Here is an 18,279-nt window from a genome sequence, read left to right as displayed (position 1 = left end):
TCTCAGTCCTCACTGGGCCGGTGGCACGGATCTGCCGCTGACACGGGTCCGACAGCACGGACGATGTCGCCGGATCAGGCAGATGTTCCCACTGTGCGTGGCCACGGCAACCCTGGACCTCAGCAGGAGTGAACCACTGGGGACGTGAAGGTGAATTCTCGGCATCCTCCGGCTGAGCGCATTCTCCGTAGCTCACTGCAGGTCACCGAGGTGCGCTTACGCTGAGGACATGGACGTGAACGTGGCCGCCGCCTCCGTGAGCGCGATCGTCGGGCTCGGAGTCGGCCTCACCGCCGCGCTCGCCTTCCGCTGGAGCGAGAAGGAACAGCACCCGTCGAAGCGGGCCGAGAAGCAGGACGAACCGGCTCTGCCGCCCGGTGTGGACACCGTGCTGTCAGTGCTGCGCTCCTGCGCCGTGGTGCTCGACGAGAGCGACCAGGTGATCAAGGCGAGCTCTGCGGCCTACGCCCTCGGGCTGGTGCGCGGGGGCGCGATCGCCGTTGAGTCGATGCTGGCGATGGCGCGGCTGACCCGCCGTGACGGTGAGATACGGCAGGCCGATCTCGACATCCCACGCCGCGCCGGGGGAGGCGGCGACGGGCTCGCCGTGTCGGTACGGGTGGCGCCGCTCGGCTCCAGACTCGTGCTGGTCCTGGTCGAGGACCTGACCGAGGCGCGGCGGATCGAGGCGGTCAGACGCGACTTCGTGGCCAACGTCTCGCACGAGCTGAAGACCCCGGTGGGCGCCCTGTCGCTGCTCTCCGAGGCCGTCCAGGACGCCAGCGACGACCCCGAGGCGGTGCGCCGTTTCTCGGGGCGGATGCTCATCGAGTCCGCTCGGCTCACCAGCCTGGTCCAGGAGATCATCGAGCTCTCCCGGGTCCAGGACGACCTGCGCATGGTCGACCCGGAGCTGGTGCCGGTGGACGAGCTGGTGGCCGAGGCCATGGACCGCTGCCGCCACTCGGCGGCGGCCAAGCAGATCACCATGGCCGCGGGCGGTATCGCCGGGCTCCACCTCTACGGCAACCGCGGCCAGCTGGCGGCGGCACTCGGCAACCTGGTCGAGAACGCCGTCAACTACAGTCCGGCCCGGACGCGCGTCGCCATCGCGGCCCGCAAGCTGCCCGGCACCCGGCAGGACTCGGTCGAGATATCGGTGACCGACCAGGGCGTCGGCATCTCCGAGAGGGACCGGGAGCGCATCTTCGAGCGCTTCTACCGGGTCGACCCGGCCCGGTCCCGGGCGACCGGCGGCACCGGCCTCGGCCTCTCCATCGTCAAGCACGTGGCCGCCTCCCACGGCGGCACGGTCTCGGTCTGGAGCATCGAGGGCCAGGGGTCCACGTTCACCTTGCGCCTCCCCTCCGGGGACCTCCCCGGGCGGCTCGTGACCACCTCAAGCCACGTCGATGTCCACGCTGACGCCGATGTCGACGCACCCACTGACCCGTCCACCCACCGGACGGAACCGGCTCACCTGCCCGAGCAGCCGGATCCGCACGCCGTCGAGTCGTCGGGATCGTCGAATCCGTCAGAACTGACCGATCCGACCGACCCGGCCGAGACCACCTCTCCCACCCTTACCGCCGCCCCGGAGGCCATGCCGTGACCCGTGTGCTTGTTGTCGAGGACGAGGAGTCCTTCAGCGACGCCCTGTCCTACATGTTGCGCAAGGAGGGCTTCGAGGTGGCGATCGCCGCCACCGGGCCCGACGCGCTGGACCAGTTCGAGCGCAACGGCGCAGACCTGGTGCTGCTGGACCTGATGCTGCCGGGTCTGCCCGGCACCGAGGTCTGCCGCCAGCTGCGCGCCAAGTCCAGCGTTCCGGTGATCATGGTCACCGCCAAGGACAGTGAGATCGACAAGGTCGTAGGCCTGGAGATAGGGGCCGACGACTATGTGACCAAGCCCTACTCCACCCGCGAGCTCGTCGCCCGCATCCGCGCGGTGCTGCGTCGCCGCGGCGAGGCGGAGGAGACCACCGGCGGCCCCGGCGCGCTCGAGGCCGGCCCGGTCCGGATGGACGTCGACCGCCACGTGGTCACCGTCGACGGCGCCAAGGTCGACCTGCCGCTGAAGGAGTTCGACCTGCTGGAGATGCTGCTCCGCAACGCGGGCCGGGTGCTCACCCGGATGCAGTTGATCGACCGGGTCTGGGGCGCGGACTACGTCGGCGACACCAAGACCCTGGACGTCCACGTCAAGCGCCTGCGCGCCAAGATCGAGCCGGACCCGGGCGCGCCGCGCTACCTGGTGACCGTCCGCGGCCTGGGCTACAAGTTCGAGCCCTGATCGGCGCACCGGGTCGGACGCTGACCTGCGTACCCAGCCGGTCGCAGATCCGCGCACCGGGTCGGACCCCGGTTCGAGCGCTGCGTCGAACAGTCGGGGTCGGACGCGACCCTGACGCGCCACAATTTCACCCGAAAGTGGCTGAGGCCGGGCCCGTCCTGTTGATCAGGACGGGCCCGGCCTCTGGCTTCGGGACGTGCCTCGGCTGCCGGGGATACCCCGGGATCAGGCGGTCGGCTTGGAGACCGGGGTGCTCGCCTTGCCGCCGGCCGTCGGGGTGGCGCTGCTGCCCGGCTTGTGGGTCCCGCCGCCCTTGTGAGCCGTGGCGGAGGCGCTGACGTGCGGCAGGGCGCTCGCGGTCGGGCTCGGCGTGCCCGGGGCGTAGGAGGCGTACTGGCCGGAGCCCTTCTGGATCTGGGCGTCCACGGTGACCGAGCCCGCGTTGGCGAAGACGAAGGTCACCGGGATGTTGGAGCCGGCCGGCTGGCTGAGCGTCGGGACGGTCGCCTGGATGGCGCCGGTGCTCGGGCCGCCCAGGATCAGGCTGGCCTGGGTGTTGATGTTGCCCGAGCCGGACAGCGTCGCGGCCGTGGCGCCGACGGTCACCGAGACCAGGGTCTCCGCCTGGGACTCGTTGTTGGCGATGTTGGCGACGACGTTGGCGGGGGCGTTGCCCTGGGCGTCGGCGACGACCTCGACGCCGTTGACCTTCAGCTGGCCGTTGCTCAGCGAGGTGGCGCCGGTGTTGGGCTTGACCTGGAGGGTCGCCGCGCTGGACCCCGCAGAGCAGGCGGCGAGGACGGGGGCGATCGCGACGATGACGGCGGCGACCGCGCCGCGACGAAGAGTGCGGCTCACGGCGGAGGGTGCTCCTTGAACGTTTTGATGGTTCTGGCCGCGTTCAGATTACCGATGGGCTTTATCCGCTCCACACGGGGTGGCCCGTGTCGCGTTCGAGAGCCGACCGATACCCTGTCGGACGAAGATCGGATCACGGTTTCATAACGCACCGAACGCAAGATCGTTGCGAGCCGAGGCGATGCCCGCAGGTTCGTGGACAACCGCTCCGACCTGCGGGAAGCCCCCGTCGAACAGGGGTCGCAGCACGGAATCATGCCGGTTGTCAAGCCTGCGGATATGCTCTGACCTGCGGAAACGCCCTTCTGATACAGCCCGGATCGTGTTAGGCTGGAAAGCCACGGAAGGGGTACCTGTCACATGACGTTCAAGGTTGGCGACACCGTGGTCTACCCCCATCACGGGGCCGCGCTGATCGAGGCCATCGAAATCCGCCAGATCAAGGGTGTGGACAAGACCTACCTGGTGCTCAAGGTGCAGCAGGGTGACCTGACGCTGCGCGTGCCCGCGGAGAACGCGGAGTTCGTCGGAGTGCGCGACGTGGTCGGCCAGGACGGTCTGGACCGGGTCTTCGAGGTGCTGCGGGCACCATATACCGAAGAGCCGACCAACTGGTCCCGCCGCTACAAGGCGAACCTGGAGAAGCTTGCCTCCGGCGACGTTATCAAGGTCGCGGAGGTTGTGCGCGACCTTTGGCGACGTGAGCGCGAGCGCGGGCTGTCCGCAGGCGAGAAGCGGATGCTGGCAAAGGCACGCCAGATCCTGGTGAGTGAGCTTGCGCTCGCCGAGAACACCAACGAGGACAAGGCGGAGACGCTGCTCGACGAGGTCCTTGCTTCCTGAGGTCCCTGAGTGCGTTCGGACTGTGCATGCATGTCGCAATGTCGGCGTGTGTCCGTACGCGTGTCAGTACGTGGTGCATTCCGTACGTGCGTCCGCACGTACGGGTATGACGTCACGGTATGTTTCGTTTCAGCGCCTGGCGATGCCGTCGCCGGGCGCTGAGGCGTGCGTTGTCGCACGCGCCACGCGGCGTCAGTCCTGCGTGCGTGGTGCGTGTGGTGAAGGCGGAGCTCAGAGCTGTGGTGCGTGTGGTGCGAGTGCCGGACGCAAGCACAAGTGGGGCTTCACGGAAGGGCGCTGAGCCCGGCACGCCATGGCCATACCCACATCCCTGAAGGGACCAAACCTGAACGCCGCAGCAGTGGTTCCCGCCGCCGGCCGGGGCGAGCGCCTCGGGCCAGGCGCCCCGAAGGCGCTGCGCGAGCTCGGCGGGGTGCCGATCCTGGTGCACGCCGTCCGTGCGCTGGCGCGTTCGCGTGCCGTCGGCCGCGTCGTCGTGGTCGCACCCGCGGACGGCGTCGCCGAGGTGCGCGCCCTCCTCGCTGATGCGCTCGGCGAGCGTGAGAACGCCGTCCTCGTCGTGGTGCCCGGTGGCGCGACCCGTCAGGAGTCCGTCCGGGCAGGCCTCGCCGCGCTCCCGGAGGACGTCGACGTGGTGCTCGTCCACGACGCCGCCCGCCCGCTGGTTCCGGTCGACGTGGTCGACGCCGTGGCCCGCGCCGTCGCGGAGGGCGCCGAGGCGGTCGTTCCGGCCGTCCCGCTGGCCGACACGGTCAAGCAGGTCGGCGCACCCGCCGCGCCCGGCGGACCGGAGCCCGTCATCGCCACACCCGACCGGTCGACCCTGCGCGCGGTGCAGACGCCCCAGGGCTTCCGCCGCGACGTCCTCGACCGCGTCCACGCCAAGGCAGTCGCCGAGGGTGTCGACGCGACCGACGACGCGGGCCTGGTCGAGCGGTTCGGCGGCCGGGTCGTGGTCGTGCCCGGCCACGAGGAGGCGTTCAAGGTGACCCGCCCGCTGGACCTGGTCCTGGCGGAGGCGGTTCTGGCCCGACGGAGGTCCCGCGATGAGTTCTGAGGGCACCCGACTTCCCGGCCTTGCCGGTCTTCCCCGTCTGCCGCGCACCGGGATCGGCGTGGACACCCACGCGTTCGCCGAGGGTCGCGAGCTGTGGGTGGCCGGTCTGCGCTGGGAGGGCTACTCCTTCGGCCTGGACGGCCACTCCGACGCGGACGTCGTCGCCCACGCGGCCTGCAACGCGCTGTTCTCGGCGGCGGGCCTCGGCGACCTCGGCGCGCACTTCGGGACGGACCGTCCCGAGTGGGCGGGCGCGCCCGGCGTGAAGCTGCTCGCAGAGGCCGCACGGATCGTCCGCGAGGCGGGCTTCGAGATCGGCAACGTCGCGGTCCAGGTCGTCGGCCCCGTGCCGAAGGTCGGCAAGCGGCGCGCGGAGGCGCAGGAGTTGCTTTCCGCGACAGTCGGTGCGCCGGTCTCGGTCGCGGGCGCGACGACGGACGGGCTGGGCTTCCCGGGCCGTGAGGAAGGTCTGACGGCGGTGGCCACGGCGCTGGTGTACTGAGGGTTCCCCTTTCACGCTCGGGGACGCTGCACTCACCTGACGTCTGCAACTGGCTCTCTGTGTGACGCGGGCAATAAAGGCGTGTGGCGTCAGCCCGTGCAGGCGCAGGGCACCGGTTCCCGCCCACTACCCTGGTGGGGTGAGCATTCGCCTGCACGACACCGCCTCCGGTCAGGTCCGTGACTTCGTCCCGATCACACCGGGCTGCGTCTCGATCTACCTGTGCGGAGCGACCGTCCAGGCCGCGCCGCACATCGGTCACATCCGTTCCGGCCTCAACTTCGACATCATGCGCCGGTGGTTCGCCCACCGCGGCTACGACGTCACCTTCGTCCGGAACGTGACCGACATCGACGACAAGATCATCGCCAAGTCGCGTCAGTCGGGCCTGCCCTGGTGGCAGATCGGCTACGCCAACGAGCGTGCCTTCAACGACGGCTACGCCGCCCTCGGGTGCCTGCCGCCCACGGCCGAGCCGCGGGCGACCGGGCACGTCACCGAGATGATCGAGATGATGCAGGCGCTCATCGAGCGCGGTCACGCCTACGCGACCCCCGAGGGCAACGTCTACTTCTCCGTCACCTCGTACCCGGACTACCTCGCGCTCTCGCACCAGGAGCTGGACAACCTCCGTCAGCCCGAGGGCGAGGGCGAGGTCGGCAAGCGTGACCCGCGCGACTTCGCCATGTGGAAGGCCACCAAGCCCGGCGAGCCCAGCTGGCCCACCCCGTGGGGCGACGGGCGCCCCGGCTGGCATCTGGAGTGCTCCGCGATGGCGCACAAGTACCTGGGCAGCAGCTTCGACATCCACGGCGGCGGCCGGGACCTGATCTTCCCGCACCACGAGAACGAGATCGCCCAGTCCAAGGCCTACGGCGACGACTTCGCCGCCTACTGGCTGCACAACGCCTGGGTGACCCTCAGCGGCGAGAAGATGAGCAAGTCGCTCGGCAACTCGGTGCTGGTCTCCGAGATGGTGGCCAACTGGCGTCCGATCGTGCTGCGCTACTACCTGGGCACGCCGCACTACCGGTCCACCATCGAGTACAGCGAGGAGGCGCTGCGCGAGGCGGAGACCGGGTTCGCCCGGATCGAGGGCTTCATCGAGCGCGTCCTCGAACTGCACGGCCAGGTCGAGCCGGCCGCGGACGTGCCGCCGGCGTTCGCGGAGGCGATGGACGAGGACTTCGGCGTGCCGGGCGCGATGGCGATCGTCCACACCGCCGTGCGGCAGGGCAACGCGGCGCTGGCCGCGGACGACAAGGAGAGCGCGGTCGCGCGTCTTGCCGAGGTCCGTGCCATGCTCGGAGTGCTGGGCATGGACCCGTTGGACCCGTTCTGGGCCGGTGCCGGCGCGGGCGCCGGGGACAACCTGCACGATGTGGTGGACTCGCTGGTCAGGCTGGTGCTGGAGCAGCGGCAGGCCGCGCGCGAGCGCAAGGACTGGGCGACGTCCGACGCCATCCGGGACCGGCTCTCCCAGGCCGGGCTCACCATCGAGGACCGGGCGGACGGTTCGCGCTGGACTCTCAGCAAGTAGCCGGTACCGCACCGCCGTAGAGCACGCAGCGCAGCCCGGAGCGGCAGCGCACAGGGCAACCCCGAAGCGAAGTAGCAGAGCGCGAAAGCGTAGAAGCAAGGAAGCAGGACAGCAGCCATGGCCGGCAACAGCCAGCGCAGGAACCGTCGTAACCCCGGGTCGAAGAAGGGCGCGTCGGTCGGCACGGGTGGCCACAGCCGTCGGGCGCTGGAGGGCAAGGGCCCGACGCCGCCCGCAGAGGCGCGCAAGGGCCACCCGAAGCAGCGTGCCGCCAACGCCGCCGCCAAGCGGGCCGCCGACGCGCGTGCGCGGTCCGGCACGCGCCGTGGCGGCGTCCAGGGCCGTACCGGCAAGGCCGGTACGGAGCTGGTCTACGGGCGCAACTCGGTAGTGGAGGCGCTGCAGGGCGACGTGCCCGCGTCCGCGCTCTACGTGCAGCAGTTCATCGACAACGACGAGCGTGTCCGTGAGGCGCTGAGCCTGGCGACCGAGCGCGGTGTCCCGCTGCTGGAGGCGCCGCGGCAGCAGCTCGACAACCTCGCCGAGGGCCACAACCACCAGGGCATGATCCTCCAGGTGCCGCCGTACGAGTACGCGCACCCGGACGACCTGCTCGCCGCCGCCGCGGTCAACCGCGACAACGCGCTGATCGTGGCGCTGGACGGCATCACCGACTCGCGCAACCTCGGTGCGGTCGTCCGTTCCGTCGCCGCGTTCGACGGGCACGGCGTGGTCGTCCCCGAGCGCCGCTCGGCCGGGATGACGGCGGGGGCGTGGAAGACCTCCTCGGGCGCTGCGGCGCGCGTGCCGGTCGCGCGCGCCAGCAACCTGACGCGTGCGCTGGAGTCGTACCAGAAGGCGGGTTGCTTCGTGGTCGGCCTGGCGGCCGACGGTGAGCACGACGTGGTCGACCTGGACGCGCTGACCGGACCGGTGGTCATCGTGATCGGTTCGGAGGGCAAGGGACTGTCCCGACTGGTCTCCGAGACCTGTGATCTGACGGTCCGTATCCCGATGCCGGGTCAGGCCGAGTCGCTCAACGCCGGTGTGGCGGCGGGCATCGTGCTCTACGAGGCCGCGCGCCTGCGCGCCACGGCAGCCAAGGCCGACAAGCCCGCGAAGTCGTCCAAGGCAGCCAAGACCGAGAAGGCGGCCAAGGCCGGCAAGGCCGACAAGGGCTGAGCCTTTTCGCCCGGGCCGTTTCACCTGGCCCGGTCGACCTGCTCCAGCTGACGTCTTCCAGCTGACCTGGTCCCCGCCTGAACTCCCCGGTGGGGATGCGTCAATGGCCGGCCGCTACGGTGGCCGGCCTTACGCGTCGTGTGTCCGTTCGGAGTTCGGACGTGGCCGCTCTTGGCGGACTTTTGTCAACTCCGTCCACTTCCGTCAACCGGGAGTGTCCTTCCGGCCCTTCAGTCGGTTAGAGGAGCGTGGACACCAGAACACGTACCCGTCCCCGTCCCCGGGCGGCCTCCGCCGGTGGGGCCGATGCTGGTGAGGCGACGCTCAACACGGTCAAGGTGCCGTCGGACCCGACGCGGTTGAACATCACCACCGCGAGCTTCCGAGTGCGGTTCAGCCCACCCGAGGGGTCGTTGATCGCCCCGGGCCTCGTCGGCGCGATGTCGCGTGACTCCGCCCTGGTGGGGGCAGGCACGTTCGCCGGTCCGGCACGCGCGGGCGCTGCGGCGGGAGTTGCCGCCGGCGGAGCGGTCGGGATCCCCGGCTCCGTCGCCGTCCCCGGGCTGACGGGTGCGGTCGCCACGATGCCCCGCCGACGCGGGCGCGTGGTGCCGATCACCTACACCGGCCAACTCGACCTCGCCGTACCGCCGCGGGGCGTCCCTGCCCAGGCGGCCGGCCGGGCGTCCGAGGGCGGCGGCCGTGGCGTCGCGCTGGGCGACATGGAGTCGACCCAGCAGATGACCCAGGTCGACTTCGACGAGCTCGAGAACTACGAGGACTTCGCGGGCTTCTCCGGCTTTGCCGACCTCGACGGCGTCCGGGTCTTCGAGCCGGCAGCGCGGCGTCCTCCGCTTCCCGACACGCCCGCTGCCTCCACCGCGCAGCACCACGCCTGGTACCCGGGCAAGCGCGTCGACCTCGGCCTGGTGCTGCTGCCGCTGCGCGTCTTCCTCGGCTGCATCTCGGTCTACGCGGGCTTCAGCAAGCTCTGCGACCCCGTCTACTTCGACGGCGGCGCTCGCGGCTCGATGATGCACTGGCTGCAGGCCCTGCACCCGTGGAGCGTCGCGCAACCGCTGCTGGCGCTGGCCATGGACCACCCGGTGGGCGCGGGCCTGGTGGTGGCGTTCGTCCAGATCAACGTCGGCGTGCTGGCGATCCTCGGCCTGTGGCAGCGGGCCAGCGCGGCGGTGGCCATGATGCTGTCGGTCGCCCTGTTGGTGACGGTCAGTTGGCGCGCCGTGCCGGTCTACGACACGCCGGAGATCATCTTTCTGGCCGCATGGAGCCCGCTGCTGCTGGCTGGTGCGCCGATGTTCTCGCTGGACGGCTGGCTGCACCTGGAGGCGTGGCGTCGGCTCGGCGAGCACGCGGAGGTGCAGCAGTTGCGGCGCCGAGTGCTGCGGCGCGGGGTGGTGCTGGCGACGGTCGTCATCGGCACGACCTTCCTGCTGGGTTCCGTGCTGGGCGCGGCAGTTCGCGCCTCGCACGTGAGCCAGACCACCTCGGTCCCGTCCGAGACGCCCACGCCCTCGCCGAGCCAGTCCACGCCGAGCGACGTCTGGCCGAGTGGAGCGATTCCGGTCCCGGTGGCCTCCGTGCCGACGAGCGGCAAGTCGGGCCACTCCGGCCCGGGCTCGGCGAGCGCCAAGCCGTCGCCGTCCAGCTCGCACAAGCACCACAGCGGCAGCACGGGGGCGACGTCGTCCACGTCCTCGTCGTCGTCCCTGGGCAGCTCGCCCACCGGCTACGGCACGGGGGGCAGTTCCGGCTCCAGTTCCGGCACGAGCGGCTCCAGCCGCTCGCACAAGCCGAGTCCCGGGCAGAGCCCGGGCAACCCCAACGGCGTGATCGGCGGCCTGCTGGGGTAGCCCGCAGAGCGCGTACGCGGCAGGTAGAAGGGCAGAGGGGCAGACGGGCAGAAGGGAAGGGCGGGGAACCGGTCACCGGTTCCCCGCCCTTCCCTTCTGTGCCTCTGTGTCCCTACGCGTCCTTAGGCGTCCGCCTCCACGGCGGCACGGGTCGACGCGAGCTCCTTGGCGGCCTCGTGGAGGTCCTTGGCGGTGTCGATGGCGCGCCAGTAGACACCCTGCGGGAGCTCGTAGCCGGAGAGGCGGTGCTCACGCGCCAAGCGGGGGAAGGTGGTCCGCTCGTGGTCGCCGAGGTCCGGCAGCATGCCCGCGAAGTCGGCGGAGAAGACGTAGACGCCCGCGTTGATCAGGTAGGGCGACGGCGGGGACTCGATGAAGTCCAGGATGTTGCCGAACTGGTCCACGTCCACGGTGCCCCACGGCAGGCGGGGACGGGCCAGGGCGAGCGTCGCGTGGGCGTCGCGGGCGGTGTGGAAGTCCGCCATGTCGCGGAGCGGGAACCGGGTCCAGATGTCGCCGTTGGTGGCGTACCAGGGCTCGCTGTGGCGCGGCAGCGACGCCGCCGCGAACTTCAGGCCGCCGCCGCGTCCCAGCGGCTCGGTCTCGACGACCGTGGTGACGTTCAGCGGCAGGTCGGCGGCCTTCAGCCAGTCCTGCAGGACGTCCGCGAGGTAACCACAGGAGATGACGACGTCGGTGACGCCCTCCTCCGCCAGCCACTGCAGCTGGTGGCCGACGATCGGGACGCCGGTTCCGGGGATCTCGATCATCGGCTTGGGCCGGGTGTCGGTGTAGGGGCGGAGGCGGGAGCCCTGTCCGCCGGCCAGGATGACGGCCTGGGTCACGGTGGGCGCTGCCAGCGGCGACTGCCCGGCTGAGGGGATGAGATTCTCGTCGGTCATGGCGCCACCCTAGGCCCTGTGGGCGGAGGTGTACGCCGGTGCCAGGAGCAGCCCCGACGGGCGGCCGACGCGGGAACCCTGAGCACCGGTGAAACCGGTACCCAGGGTTCTGTGGGGGGCGCGCCAGGGTCGGGCCGGGGTCCGGCGGGGTCCGGCCTGGGTCAGGCCGTCGGAGACAGGGATCCGGCGGCGAAGGAGGCGTCGCAGACGGGGCGGGCGTAGGTGAGCGCCTTCTGCACGTCGCCGTGGTACTTGCGGACGGCGGCCTGGCCGAGGTCCCGCGCGATGGAGGAGCAGAACGCCCGCAGCGACGGCTGGCGGTCCATGGTGCTCTCCAGGTCGTCGAGGGCGACGCCGGGGTTCCTGGTCGTCAACTCCCGCAGCAGGCGTGCCCGGAGGGCGTCCTGCGGCGCGGTGCTGTCGCCCTGCGCGGGGGCGGGCTGGGCGGCTGCGGCGGTCAGCGACTGGACGTCGGCGTTTGCCGATGGGGCCCAGGAGACGCGGGCCACCGCGAGGGTGCCGGTCGTCACCAGGACGAGCGGCAGGACGAAGGCAAGTGATCGGCCGATGCGGCGGGCTAGCTGCTTCACGACGGCGATGCTAGCGACCTGTGATGATTTGGCGACATTGCGTCACTCCAACGAGTGAGTATCGCGCCGGAATTCTCCCGAAAAGCCCGAAGCCGCCCGGGGGAACGGGCGGCTTCGACGCCTTGCTTCGGAGTGCGTCTGACGTCGGTTGTCTCCGGTTGTCTCCGATGTGGGACCGACCCGGACGTCAGTCGCCCAGACGGGTGCCCGTCTTGGTGGAGAACAGGTGACGCTCGCCCTCGCGCGGCACGACGTGCAGCACGTCGCCACGCAGCGGGACGGACCGGCCGCCGACCCGGACGACCAGGTCCTTCGTCTCCTCGCCGACGGTCGCGGAGCCGTAGACGTAGCCGTCGGCGCCGAGCTCCTCGACGACGTTGACGGTCACGGCCAGGCCGGTGCCGCCCTTGGCGAGCGCGTCGCCCTCGGAGACCACGTCGAGGTGCTCCGGGCGGACGCCGAGCGTGAGCGTGGTGTCCCCGGCGGCGGAGGCCTCGGCCAGCGCCTCGCGGGAGACCGGGACCACGATGCCGCCGAACTGCACGCCGCCGTCGACGATCGGGACCTCGATCAGGTTCATCGCGGGCGAGCCGATGAAGCCGGCGACGAAGAGGTTGGCGGGCCGGTCGTACATGTTGCGCGGGGTGTCGACCTGCTGCAGCAGACCGTCCTTGAGGACCGCGACCCGGTCGCCCATCGTCATGGCCTCGACCTGGTCGTGGGTGACGTAGACGGTGGTGATGCCGAGGCGGCGCTGGAGCGAGGCGATCTGCGTACGCGTCTGCACGCGGAGCTTCGCGTCCAGGTTGGACAGCGGCTCGTCCATCAGGAAGACCTGCGGCTCACGCACGATGGCGCGACCCATGGCGACACGCTGACGCTGACCGCCGGACAGCGCCTTCGGCTTGCGGTCCAGGTACTCGGTCAGGTCGAGGATCTTCGCGGCCTCCTCCACCTTCTGGCGGATCTCGGCCTTGTTCACGCCGGCGATCTTGAGGGCGAAGCCCATGTTCTCGGCGACGGACATGTGGGGGTACAGCGCGTAGTTCTGGAACACCATGGCGATGTTCCGGTCCTTGGGCGGGAGGTGGGTGACGTCTCGGTCACCGATGCGAATGGCCCCGCCGTTCACGTCCTCCAGTCCGGCCAGCATGCGCAGGCTGGTGGACTTGCCACAGCCGGAGGGGCCGACCAGGACGAGGAACTCCCCGTCCGCGATCTCCAGGTCGAGCGCGTCGACCGCGGGCTTCTCTCCACCGGGGTAGACACGGGTGGCCTTGTCGAACGTCACCGTAGGCATGGTTCTGCTCCACTTCACCGGCAGGAACGTGCCGGACGATCCGAGTAAAGGGGGTGGGGTGGTATGAAGTTGTGGCCCTGCTCGCCCCGCCTGCGCCCCGCACACGTCCGCCGGAGCGGCACGGTTCACCGGGAGGTCTAGTCCACATCGCAGAGTGAACTTCAGGCGACGGTACCGGTCGGACCATCCGCTTGTCAGCCCCTCGCGCACGACCAATTCCGCACCACGCCCACCCTCCCCGCCCGGTACACTGCCAAGCGCGCCTCCTTAGCTCAGTTGGCCAGAGCACCGCTCTTGTAAGGCGGTGCTCATCGCCCGGCTTGGGCCGGGAGGCCCGACAAACTGCCTGGTCAGAGGCCCTTCCGTCGAGACGATGGAAGGGCCTCTGTCGTTACAGCACGCATTCAGCACGCATCAGGCCGCCGAGGCGAGTCCGCCGGTCTCCAGAGCGGCGAGCTGCTCGGCGAGCTGCTGGGCCTTCCGCGCCGCCTTCTCGGCCTTCTTCCTGGCCTTCTCCAGCGCCTTGGTCCGCTGGGCGTCGAGACGGTCGGAGACCTCGTCCAGGCGGTCGGGCCAGAGGTGACCGTACGTGTCCAGGGTCAGCGTCGCGGTCTTGTGGCCGAGCATGGTCTGGACCACCTTGACGTCGGCTCCGCTGGCGATCGCCAGCGAGGCCGCAGTGTGCCGAAGCTTGTGCAGGGTGATTCCCATGTCGCCCAGCCCGGCCGTTACCAGTGCGGTCTTGTAGTGCCGGCGCATGAAGTTCCGGTACATCAAGACACCGCCCAGCGGAGCAGTGAAGAGATATTCCTCCGGGTCTCTCTCGGCGATTACAAGTGCCAGCTCCTTCACTAGGAACGCTGGAATGGGAACCGACCTTCGCTCGTGATTTTTGGTGCTGTCCTCAAGATAGAGCTTGCCTTTGTCGGAACCCCAGGCTTGGGCGATTCGAACGCGCCTGGTTTTCAGGTCAACATGCTTGATCTGAATGGCCGTCACCTCACCCCATCGGACACCGGTGTAAGCCAGGAAGAGAATGAGAGGCCGGTATTCAGCACAGGCTTCTGCAAGCGCTTCAACCTGCACATCGGTCAAGTAGATGTGTTCGGCGGGCGTGTACCGGGGGAGCGGCACCCCGATAGCAGGGTTGTATGCAATTTTCTTCGTCCGTACTGCGAATCCGAGGACGCCCTTAAGGACAACCCAGATCTTCCTGATGGTCGCCGCGCTCAGAGGTGAAGCAGCGGCGACGGAGTCCGCCATGATGTTGCCCAGCCAGGTCACGATGTCTTCGTGCTGCACATCGGCAACCGCGGTGGTGCCCCAGCGGGGAATGACGTGGAGGTCCAGGACGCCCCGATACCGGGCGCGGCTCGATCGACGGAGATCGACCTTTGAGGCGAACCAGGCTTCGGCGATCTCGGCCACCTTGGTACGTCCGGCCCGAGGGTCTCGGTACGTTCCGAGACCAAAAGAGCTCTCGACTTCGGTTCGCTTGGATTCGGCGTCAACCTTCCGAAGGAAGGTGAGCATCCGCTCCTTCCCGCTCGGGTCGTACCAGCGAACTCGGAATCGGCCCGGAGGCTTGCGCCCAGTCGTCTTCGCCTTCGCGACGGCCTTCTTATAGGCGGCGTGGTTAATGCGGTCTTCTATCCATACGCGGGACATAAATCACCTGGATCTGGTTTGCAGTGTTCATGGTCATATCCATTCCTTCTTTCTGCCCGTTTCGAATGAGCGGCTTCTGCCGCATTTCGGGTTGCATGGTTTGTGTTGGGCCCGCACTTGCGCCGGAGTGGTGGCCGCTCCGGGTAGGTGGATGAGTCAGGGCCCGGTGCCTGCGCTTGGGATCAGGCCGGCCGTGGGATCGGCCGAACGCCGAGGGCAGGGTTGCTGGCCAGGTGTCCGTGCCGGACGCCAAACTCCAAGGCACGCTTGAGCGTTGCCAGGATGCCGTTGATCGTGGCGAGGCTCAGGTGACCCTCGGCGCGAAGCGCCGAGACCAAGTGCTCAATGTCCGCTCGGGTGATCGTGATGGCGAGCTTGGCCCCGAGGCGCGGCAGTGTGTGCAGGTCGAGCGGTCTGCGGTTGGGCAGCCTCGGCGGCGCGAGCGGCCGGGTGGGCCTCACCGGCATTGCGGACCAGAGGTCGACCAGACGGTTGAGCGTCAACGGAGCCCGGCCGTACGCGATATCGGCTTGTATGGCTCTCGCAAGGTCCCGAGTCGCCACGCTCAAGCTGCGGAGGTGGCCTGTCTCGGTGCGCCAGCGGATGCGGTAGCGGGCCGGCGGCGTGCGGCCAGCCGTACGAGCACGCGCGACGGCCTTCTGGTAGTCCGCGTGCTTACCGCGGTCCTCGATCCGAGCGTGGAACATGGTCTTCTACCAATCGTTGATGGGTGCATGCCATAACATCGCCTCTTCTCTGCCCGTGCGGATGCGGGACCGGTTGGTCGCGCAATCGGGTTTGCTGAACTGGCGTCGCGGCCGTGCCGGACGCCCGTGTGGTGTAGGGCCTACTTCGCGCTGGTCTCGCCTGGCCTCAGCAGCGCGGCAAGCTCCTCCGGGCTCGCGCCCGATTGGACGGCGGCGTTGATCTTCTCCAGGGTCGCCGCCATCTCCGAGTTGAAGGACTCGGCCAGCGCCGCGGCCCGGTCCTGGAGCACGGAGCGGGTGAGGTCGGCGATGGCCTGCTGACCGTCGTTGGCCGGCATCCGCTGGAGAGTCGCCGAGTAGAACTGCCGAGAGTCACTCTCGGGCAGCGCTCTCTGCCCGCAGAACCACTCCATCAGCAACTCCGGGTCGCTCACTGCTAGTTCGGGAGTCAGCTGGAGCTTCGTCCCTGGCTCGGCGCTGTCGGGCAGGCCCAGCAGGTGGACTGGAGCGATGTCCAGTACCACCGCCAGGACCACGACTTCGTCGATCGACAATTCGCGCCGTCGAAAGCCGTCCGCACCTCGGCGGCCGGTCTCGATGTTGCTCAGCGCGGGGGCCGTCAGCTTGGTCGCACCAGCCTCATGGCATGCGGCTGCCAGTTGTTTCGTGGTCCACCCGCGTCGAGTGCGGGCTTCCTTCAACCGGAGCGCTGCCGCGTCGCTCACCGACAGGGTCGGTGGAGCCGAGCCGCTGGACATCTGGCCTCCTTGCTCGTCGTATCGGCGACTCTACCCATCATCTCTCGATTGTGCAATCGACAAGCGTCGGACCCGCGCTGCCATGTCGATTCGGCAAGCAGCTCGCCAGTCTCCTCGCCGAACAGGTCTTTGGGCTTGCATGTGCGTCGAATCGACAAGTTCATGCGTCGCATTGACAACTCGGCCAAGTGTGGTTGATGCTCATCCCGGTTGTTCAAACGACGACTCTGGTTGTCGAAATGACGAACGAGATGAGATGTGAGTACTCATGAGTACGGACAGGCTGTGGACTTTGGACGAGGTCGCGACGTTCCTCGGTGTGCCGAAGCAGTCGGTGTACCAGATGAACTGGAAGGGCACCGGCCCGCGGAGCTACAAGGTCGGGCGGCACCGGCGGTACGACCCAAGCGATGTGCGGGCGTGGCTGGACACCCGCTCGTCCGACGCCGGGAGCAACCGATGAAGCGGCCGATGACCTCTGCGGATGAAGCCTGCCGCCGCCCCTGGTGGTCGTTGGAGCAAGCCGCCTCCTACCTCGGGATCACAGCCGCCGACCTGCGGTATCTGGGCACGGTCGGCATCGGCCCCAGGTACATCGAGACGTTCGAGGCGCGGAAGTACCGGCCGGCTGACGTCCGGCTGTGGGCGGCCACCGGTCTCACGCGCGACAGCCGCGGTTGGAACGGGGAGGCGCGTTGACCGGCGATCAGATCGCCCGCCTCTCCGACGGATCACCTCCCGGCCCGAGCGGACCGAACGGGTCGTCCCGGCCTCCCTGAACGTGAGTCCGTTCAACAGGCGAACGCCGGGCCTCCGCCGGGAGGACCGAAGACCAACCATTGCAGGAGCTCATCATGCAGACCTTCACCCACGACCGTTACGCGGACCAGCCGCCGCACGCCTGGATCGGCCGTCACTGGATCTCGACCGCCAAGGACGGATCGGGAGAGTACCTCCGCGGAGTGATCATCGACATTCGCCCGGGAGGCGTGAGAGTGAAATGGCCGTCCTCGACTGAGTGGGCTGCCACCGACAAGGGCAGCCTCGCCAGAGGCTGAGAACAGACAGAAGGCCGGCGTGCCCCCACAGTCCTACGGTGGGGCGCGCCGGCCTTCTGCTGTGCCGGTCTTGAGAGTGGTTCAGCCGTTAGCGCCAAGGAATGATCTCGGGTTCCGGCGCATGCTGGTGGTGCGCCCCGGCCTCGGCGGAAGTGCTGGCTCTGCTAGTGAGCGCCCGAGCGCCTGAGCGCCCGGCACGGGGCGTCAGCACCGCAGGCGGTCCTTCAGCTGATCACTTCTCAGCCGCTTCCCCAGATCACGCACTCGGTCTGGTGGGCCGTGGTGATGACAACAGTGCCGCCGATCGAGATCCGCCGGGTGCGGGTGACCGTGCAGCAGCTCGGCAGAGGCTCGGGCGGTGCGGGGCGCGGGACCTCGGCGGTGGGCCAGAACAACACGGCGTCGTCCCCCGGCTCGCGCAGCGTGGTGCCGAGCGCGGCAACGCGGGAACGGCGTCGGCTCCTTCGGGGTCCTCGTCGGTTCATCGCCCCAGGATGCCCGGACGAGACGCTTGGTGGGGTTGGCTTTCACCCGCTTGCGCGTACGGCTTTCACCAGGTGGCACCAGAGACGCTGGGGCAGCCGGGCGATCTTCGCCTGGCTGCCCCCTTCGTCCCGCTGACCAGGAGTTCCAGTCGGCATTCTCAACGGCGGCGCCACCACAGCGCGCGGCTGCGGGGCCGATCCGGGGCGGCCGGCTCGCTGACGGGCTCGCGGAGGGCTGCGATCGTCTCGGCGTCCCAGCGGGCGCGGTGGGGAGCCCGATCCCAACTGGTGGATGGCGCCGCAGTGACGAGCACTCCCTCTCCGATGTCGTCAGCCAGGGTGAAGCCGGAGTTCTGAAGCTCGGTGGTCAGCATCTGGGAAGCCAGGAAGAGCGCCGTCGTGGCGCTGATCCGGTCCGACTCACACAGCCGCACCGTGAACGGGACCGTGGGCGGGGTGAGCGGCTGCGGGCCAAGGTTCCATGTCAGGACGACGCCTTCGGCTCGCGTGCCGAGGGCGAGGCCAGTGGTGCCGGGCTCGGTGAGCGTGTATCCGACGTCGTGCAGGGCCGTGCGAACTGCGTCGTACAGGTGCTGGTGGTGCTGGTCATACATACGGTGAGCCTCGCTGCTTCGCTCG

At 69.3% G+C, this 18,279-nt stretch carries 20 protein-coding genes; 11 read left to right on the top strand and 9 right to left on the bottom strand.

The window, feature by feature from the left end; all coding sequences use genetic code 11:
- The first annotated feature begins 229 nt into the window (after window positions 1-229).
- Window positions 230-1,612, top strand: coding sequence for a sensor histidine kinase (locus ABH940_RS16485; RefSeq protein WP_370066505.1), 1,383 nt, complete (start codon window positions 230-232; stop codon window positions 1,610-1,612).
- On the top strand, window positions 1,609-2,295 hold the full coding sequence (locus tag ABH940_RS16480) for a response regulator (RefSeq protein ID WP_196197415.1): 687 nt from the start codon (window positions 1,609-1,611) through the stop codon (window positions 2,293-2,295). The genes ABH940_RS16485 and ABH940_RS16480 overlap by 4 nt, the downstream gene beginning before the upstream one ends.
- 225 nt (window positions 2,296-2,520) lie before the next feature.
- Here the strand turns inward: ABH940_RS16480 and ABH940_RS16475 are convergent, their stop codons facing one another.
- The gene (locus ABH940_RS16475) at window positions 2,521-3,153 is read right to left on the bottom strand and encodes a hypothetical protein (protein WP_370066502.1); all 633 of its coding nucleotides are present in this window, start codon (window positions 3,151-3,153) and stop codon (window positions 2,521-2,523) included.
- Window positions 3,154-3,513: 360 nt separating this feature from the next.
- On the opposite strand from ABH940_RS16475, the gene ABH940_RS16470 reads away from it, so the two are divergent.
- The 6 genes from ABH940_RS16470 (at window position 3,514) to ABH940_RS16445 (ending at window position 10,172) form a co-directional block, all read left to right on the top strand.
- On the top strand, window positions 3,514-3,996 hold the full coding sequence (locus ABH940_RS16470; protein ID WP_030255707.1) for a CarD family transcriptional regulator: 483 nt from the start codon (window positions 3,514-3,516) through the stop codon (window positions 3,994-3,996).
- Window positions 3,997-4,309: 313 nt separating this feature from the next.
- A complete protein-coding gene (gene ispD, locus ABH940_RS16465) occupies window positions 4,310-5,074 on the top strand; it encodes a 2-C-methyl-D-erythritol 4-phosphate cytidylyltransferase (protein ID WP_370066500.1) in 765 nt (254 codons plus the stop codon).
- Window positions 5,064-5,576: a 2-C-methyl-D-erythritol 2,4-cyclodiphosphate synthase gene (gene ispF / locus ABH940_RS16460; protein ID WP_370066498.1), complete on the top strand. Its 513-nt coding sequence runs from the start codon at window positions 5,064-5,066 to the stop codon at window positions 5,574-5,576. The genes ispD and ispF overlap by 11 nt, the downstream gene beginning before the upstream one ends.
- Window positions 5,577-5,715: 139 nt before the next feature.
- Window positions 5,716-7,116 (top strand): cysteine--tRNA ligase, encoded by a 1,401-nt coding sequence (gene cysS, locus ABH940_RS16455; protein WP_370105501.1) that lies wholly within the window; start codon window positions 5,716-5,718, stop codon window positions 7,114-7,116.
- 117 nt (window positions 7,117-7,233) lie between these two features.
- Window positions 7,234-8,298, top strand: coding sequence for a 23S rRNA (guanosine(2251)-2'-O)-methyltransferase RlmB (gene rlmB, locus ABH940_RS16450; protein ID WP_370066494.1), 1,065 nt, complete (start codon window positions 7,234-7,236; stop codon window positions 8,296-8,298).
- A 248-nt stretch (window positions 8,299-8,546) separates the two neighbouring features.
- Complete coding sequence (locus tag ABH940_RS16445; RefSeq protein WP_370105500.1) at window positions 8,547-10,172, top strand: DoxX family protein; 1,626 nt, start codon at window positions 8,547-8,549, stop codon at window positions 10,170-10,172.
- 122 nt (window positions 10,173-10,294) lie between these two features.
- On the opposite strand, the gene ABH940_RS16440 is transcribed toward ABH940_RS16445, so the two are convergent.
- The 6 genes from ABH940_RS16440 to ABH940_RS16415 form a co-directional block, all read right to left on the bottom strand.
- Complete coding sequence (locus ABH940_RS16440) at window positions 10,295-11,074, bottom strand: NDP-sugar synthase (RefSeq protein WP_370066490.1); 780 nt, start codon at window positions 11,072-11,074, stop codon at window positions 10,295-10,297.
- 161 nt (window positions 11,075-11,235) lie between these two features.
- Entirely contained in the window at window positions 11,236-11,664 is a 429-nt protein-coding gene (locus tag ABH940_RS16435; protein WP_370066488.1) for a hypothetical protein, read from the bottom strand.
- Between the two features lie 187 nt (window positions 11,665-11,851).
- Window positions 11,852-12,964 (bottom strand): ABC transporter ATP-binding protein, encoded by a 1,113-nt coding sequence (locus ABH940_RS16430; protein WP_370066486.1) that lies wholly within the window; start codon window positions 12,962-12,964, stop codon window positions 11,852-11,854.
- Between the two features lie 414 nt (window positions 12,965-13,378).
- The gene (locus tag ABH940_RS16425; protein WP_370066484.1) at window positions 13,379-14,392 is read right to left on the bottom strand and encodes a tyrosine-type recombinase/integrase; all 1,014 of its coding nucleotides are present in this window, start codon (window positions 14,390-14,392) and stop codon (window positions 13,379-13,381) included.
- A 422-nt stretch (window positions 14,393-14,814) separates the two neighbouring features.
- A complete protein-coding gene (locus tag ABH940_RS16420; RefSeq protein WP_370066482.1) occupies window positions 14,815-15,339 on the bottom strand; it encodes a hypothetical protein in 525 nt (174 codons plus the stop codon).
- Window positions 15,340-15,479: 140 nt separating this feature from the next.
- Window positions 15,480-16,097, bottom strand: a complete 618-nt coding sequence (locus ABH940_RS16415) for a helix-turn-helix domain-containing protein (RefSeq protein WP_370066480.1) — start codon at window positions 16,095-16,097, stop codon at window positions 15,480-15,482.
- Window positions 16,098-16,365: 268 nt separating this feature from the next.
- Here ABH940_RS16415 and ABH940_RS16410 point away from each other — a divergent pair, with 268 nt between their 5' ends.
- From ABH940_RS16410 to ABH940_RS16400, 3 genes are all read left to right on the top strand, one after another.
- Window positions 16,366-16,560: a helix-turn-helix transcriptional regulator gene (locus tag ABH940_RS16410; protein WP_370066478.1), complete on the top strand. Its 195-nt coding sequence runs from the start codon at window positions 16,366-16,368 to the stop codon at window positions 16,558-16,560.
- A gap of 8 nt (window positions 16,561-16,568) precedes the next feature.
- A complete protein-coding gene (locus ABH940_RS16405) occupies window positions 16,569-16,796 on the top strand; it encodes a hypothetical protein (protein ID WP_370066476.1) in 228 nt (75 codons plus the stop codon).
- Window positions 16,797-16,951: 155 nt separating this feature from the next.
- Window positions 16,952-17,155, top strand: a complete 204-nt coding sequence (locus tag ABH940_RS16400; protein ID WP_370066474.1) for a hypothetical protein — start codon at window positions 16,952-16,954, stop codon at window positions 17,153-17,155.
- A gap of 239 nt (window positions 17,156-17,394) precedes the next feature.
- Here ABH940_RS16400 and ABH940_RS16395 read toward each other — a convergent pair whose 3' ends face one another.
- Together ABH940_RS16395 and ABH940_RS16390 are read right to left on the bottom strand one after the other, a co-directional pair.
- On the bottom strand, window positions 17,395-17,640 hold the full coding sequence (locus ABH940_RS16395) for a hypothetical protein (protein ID WP_370105499.1): 246 nt from the start codon (window positions 17,638-17,640) through the stop codon (window positions 17,395-17,397).
- Between the two features lie 158 nt (window positions 17,641-17,798).
- On the bottom strand, window positions 17,799-18,254 hold the full coding sequence (locus ABH940_RS16390) for a hypothetical protein (RefSeq protein WP_370066470.1): 456 nt from the start codon (window positions 18,252-18,254) through the stop codon (window positions 17,799-17,801).
- Window positions 18,255-18,279: the final 25 nt, after the last annotated feature.

Source organism: Streptacidiphilus sp. BW17, from assembly GCF_041262485.1.
Taxonomy (GTDB): Bacteria; Actinomycetota; Actinomycetes; order Streptomycetales; family Streptomycetaceae; genus Streptacidiphilus.
This window is presented reverse-complemented; position numbering and strand designations above follow the sequence as displayed.

What these genes read in the sequence shown, in the direction of transcription:
- ABH940_RS16485 (WP_370066505.1), top strand. Translation starts at nt 230, where the DNA reads ATGGACGTGAACGTGGCCGCCGCCTCCGTGAGCGCGATCGTCGGGCTC.
- ABH940_RS16470 (WP_030255707.1), top strand. Translation starts at nt 3,514, where the DNA reads ATGACGTTCAAGGTTGGCGACACCGTGGTCTACCCCCATCACGGGGCC.
- ispD (WP_370066500.1), top strand. Translation starts at nt 4,310, where the DNA reads ATGGCCATACCCACATCCCTGAAGGGACCAAACCTGAACGCCGCAGCA.
- ispF (WP_370066498.1), top strand. Translation starts at nt 5,064, where the DNA reads ATGAGTTCTGAGGGCACCCGACTTCCCGGCCTTGCCGGTCTTCCCCGT.
- rlmB (WP_370066494.1), top strand. Translation starts at nt 7,234, where the DNA reads ATGGCCGGCAACAGCCAGCGCAGGAACCGTCGTAACCCCGGGTCGAAG.
- ABH940_RS16440 (WP_370066490.1), bottom strand. Translation starts at nt 11,074, where the DNA reads ATGACCGACGAGAATCTCATCCCCTCAGCCGGGCAGTCGCCGCTGGCA.
- ABH940_RS16430 (WP_370066486.1), bottom strand. Translation starts at nt 12,964, where the DNA reads ATGCCTACGGTGACGTTCGACAAGGCCACCCGTGTCTACCCCGGTGGA.
- ABH940_RS16420 (WP_370066482.1), bottom strand. Translation starts at nt 15,339, where the DNA reads ATGTTCCACGCTCGGATCGAGGACCGCGGTAAGCACGCGGACTACCAG.
- ABH940_RS16415 (WP_370066480.1), bottom strand. Translation starts at nt 16,097, where the DNA reads ATGTCCAGCGGCTCGGCTCCACCGACCCTGTCGGTGAGCGACGCGGCA.
- ABH940_RS16410 (WP_370066478.1), top strand. Translation starts at nt 16,366, where the DNA reads ATGAGTACGGACAGGCTGTGGACTTTGGACGAGGTCGCGACGTTCCTC.
- ABH940_RS16405 (WP_370066476.1), top strand. Translation starts at nt 16,569, where the DNA reads ATGACCTCTGCGGATGAAGCCTGCCGCCGCCCCTGGTGGTCGTTGGAG.
- ABH940_RS16400 (WP_370066474.1), top strand. Translation starts at nt 16,952, where the DNA reads ATGCAGACCTTCACCCACGACCGTTACGCGGACCAGCCGCCGCACGCC.
- ABH940_RS16395 (WP_370105499.1), bottom strand. Translation starts at nt 17,640, where the DNA reads ATGAACCGACGAGGACCCCGAAGGAGCCGACGCCGTTCCCGCGTTGCC.
- ABH940_RS16390 (WP_370066470.1), bottom strand. Translation starts at nt 18,254, where the DNA reads ATGTATGACCAGCACCACCAGCACCTGTACGACGCAGTTCGCACGGCC.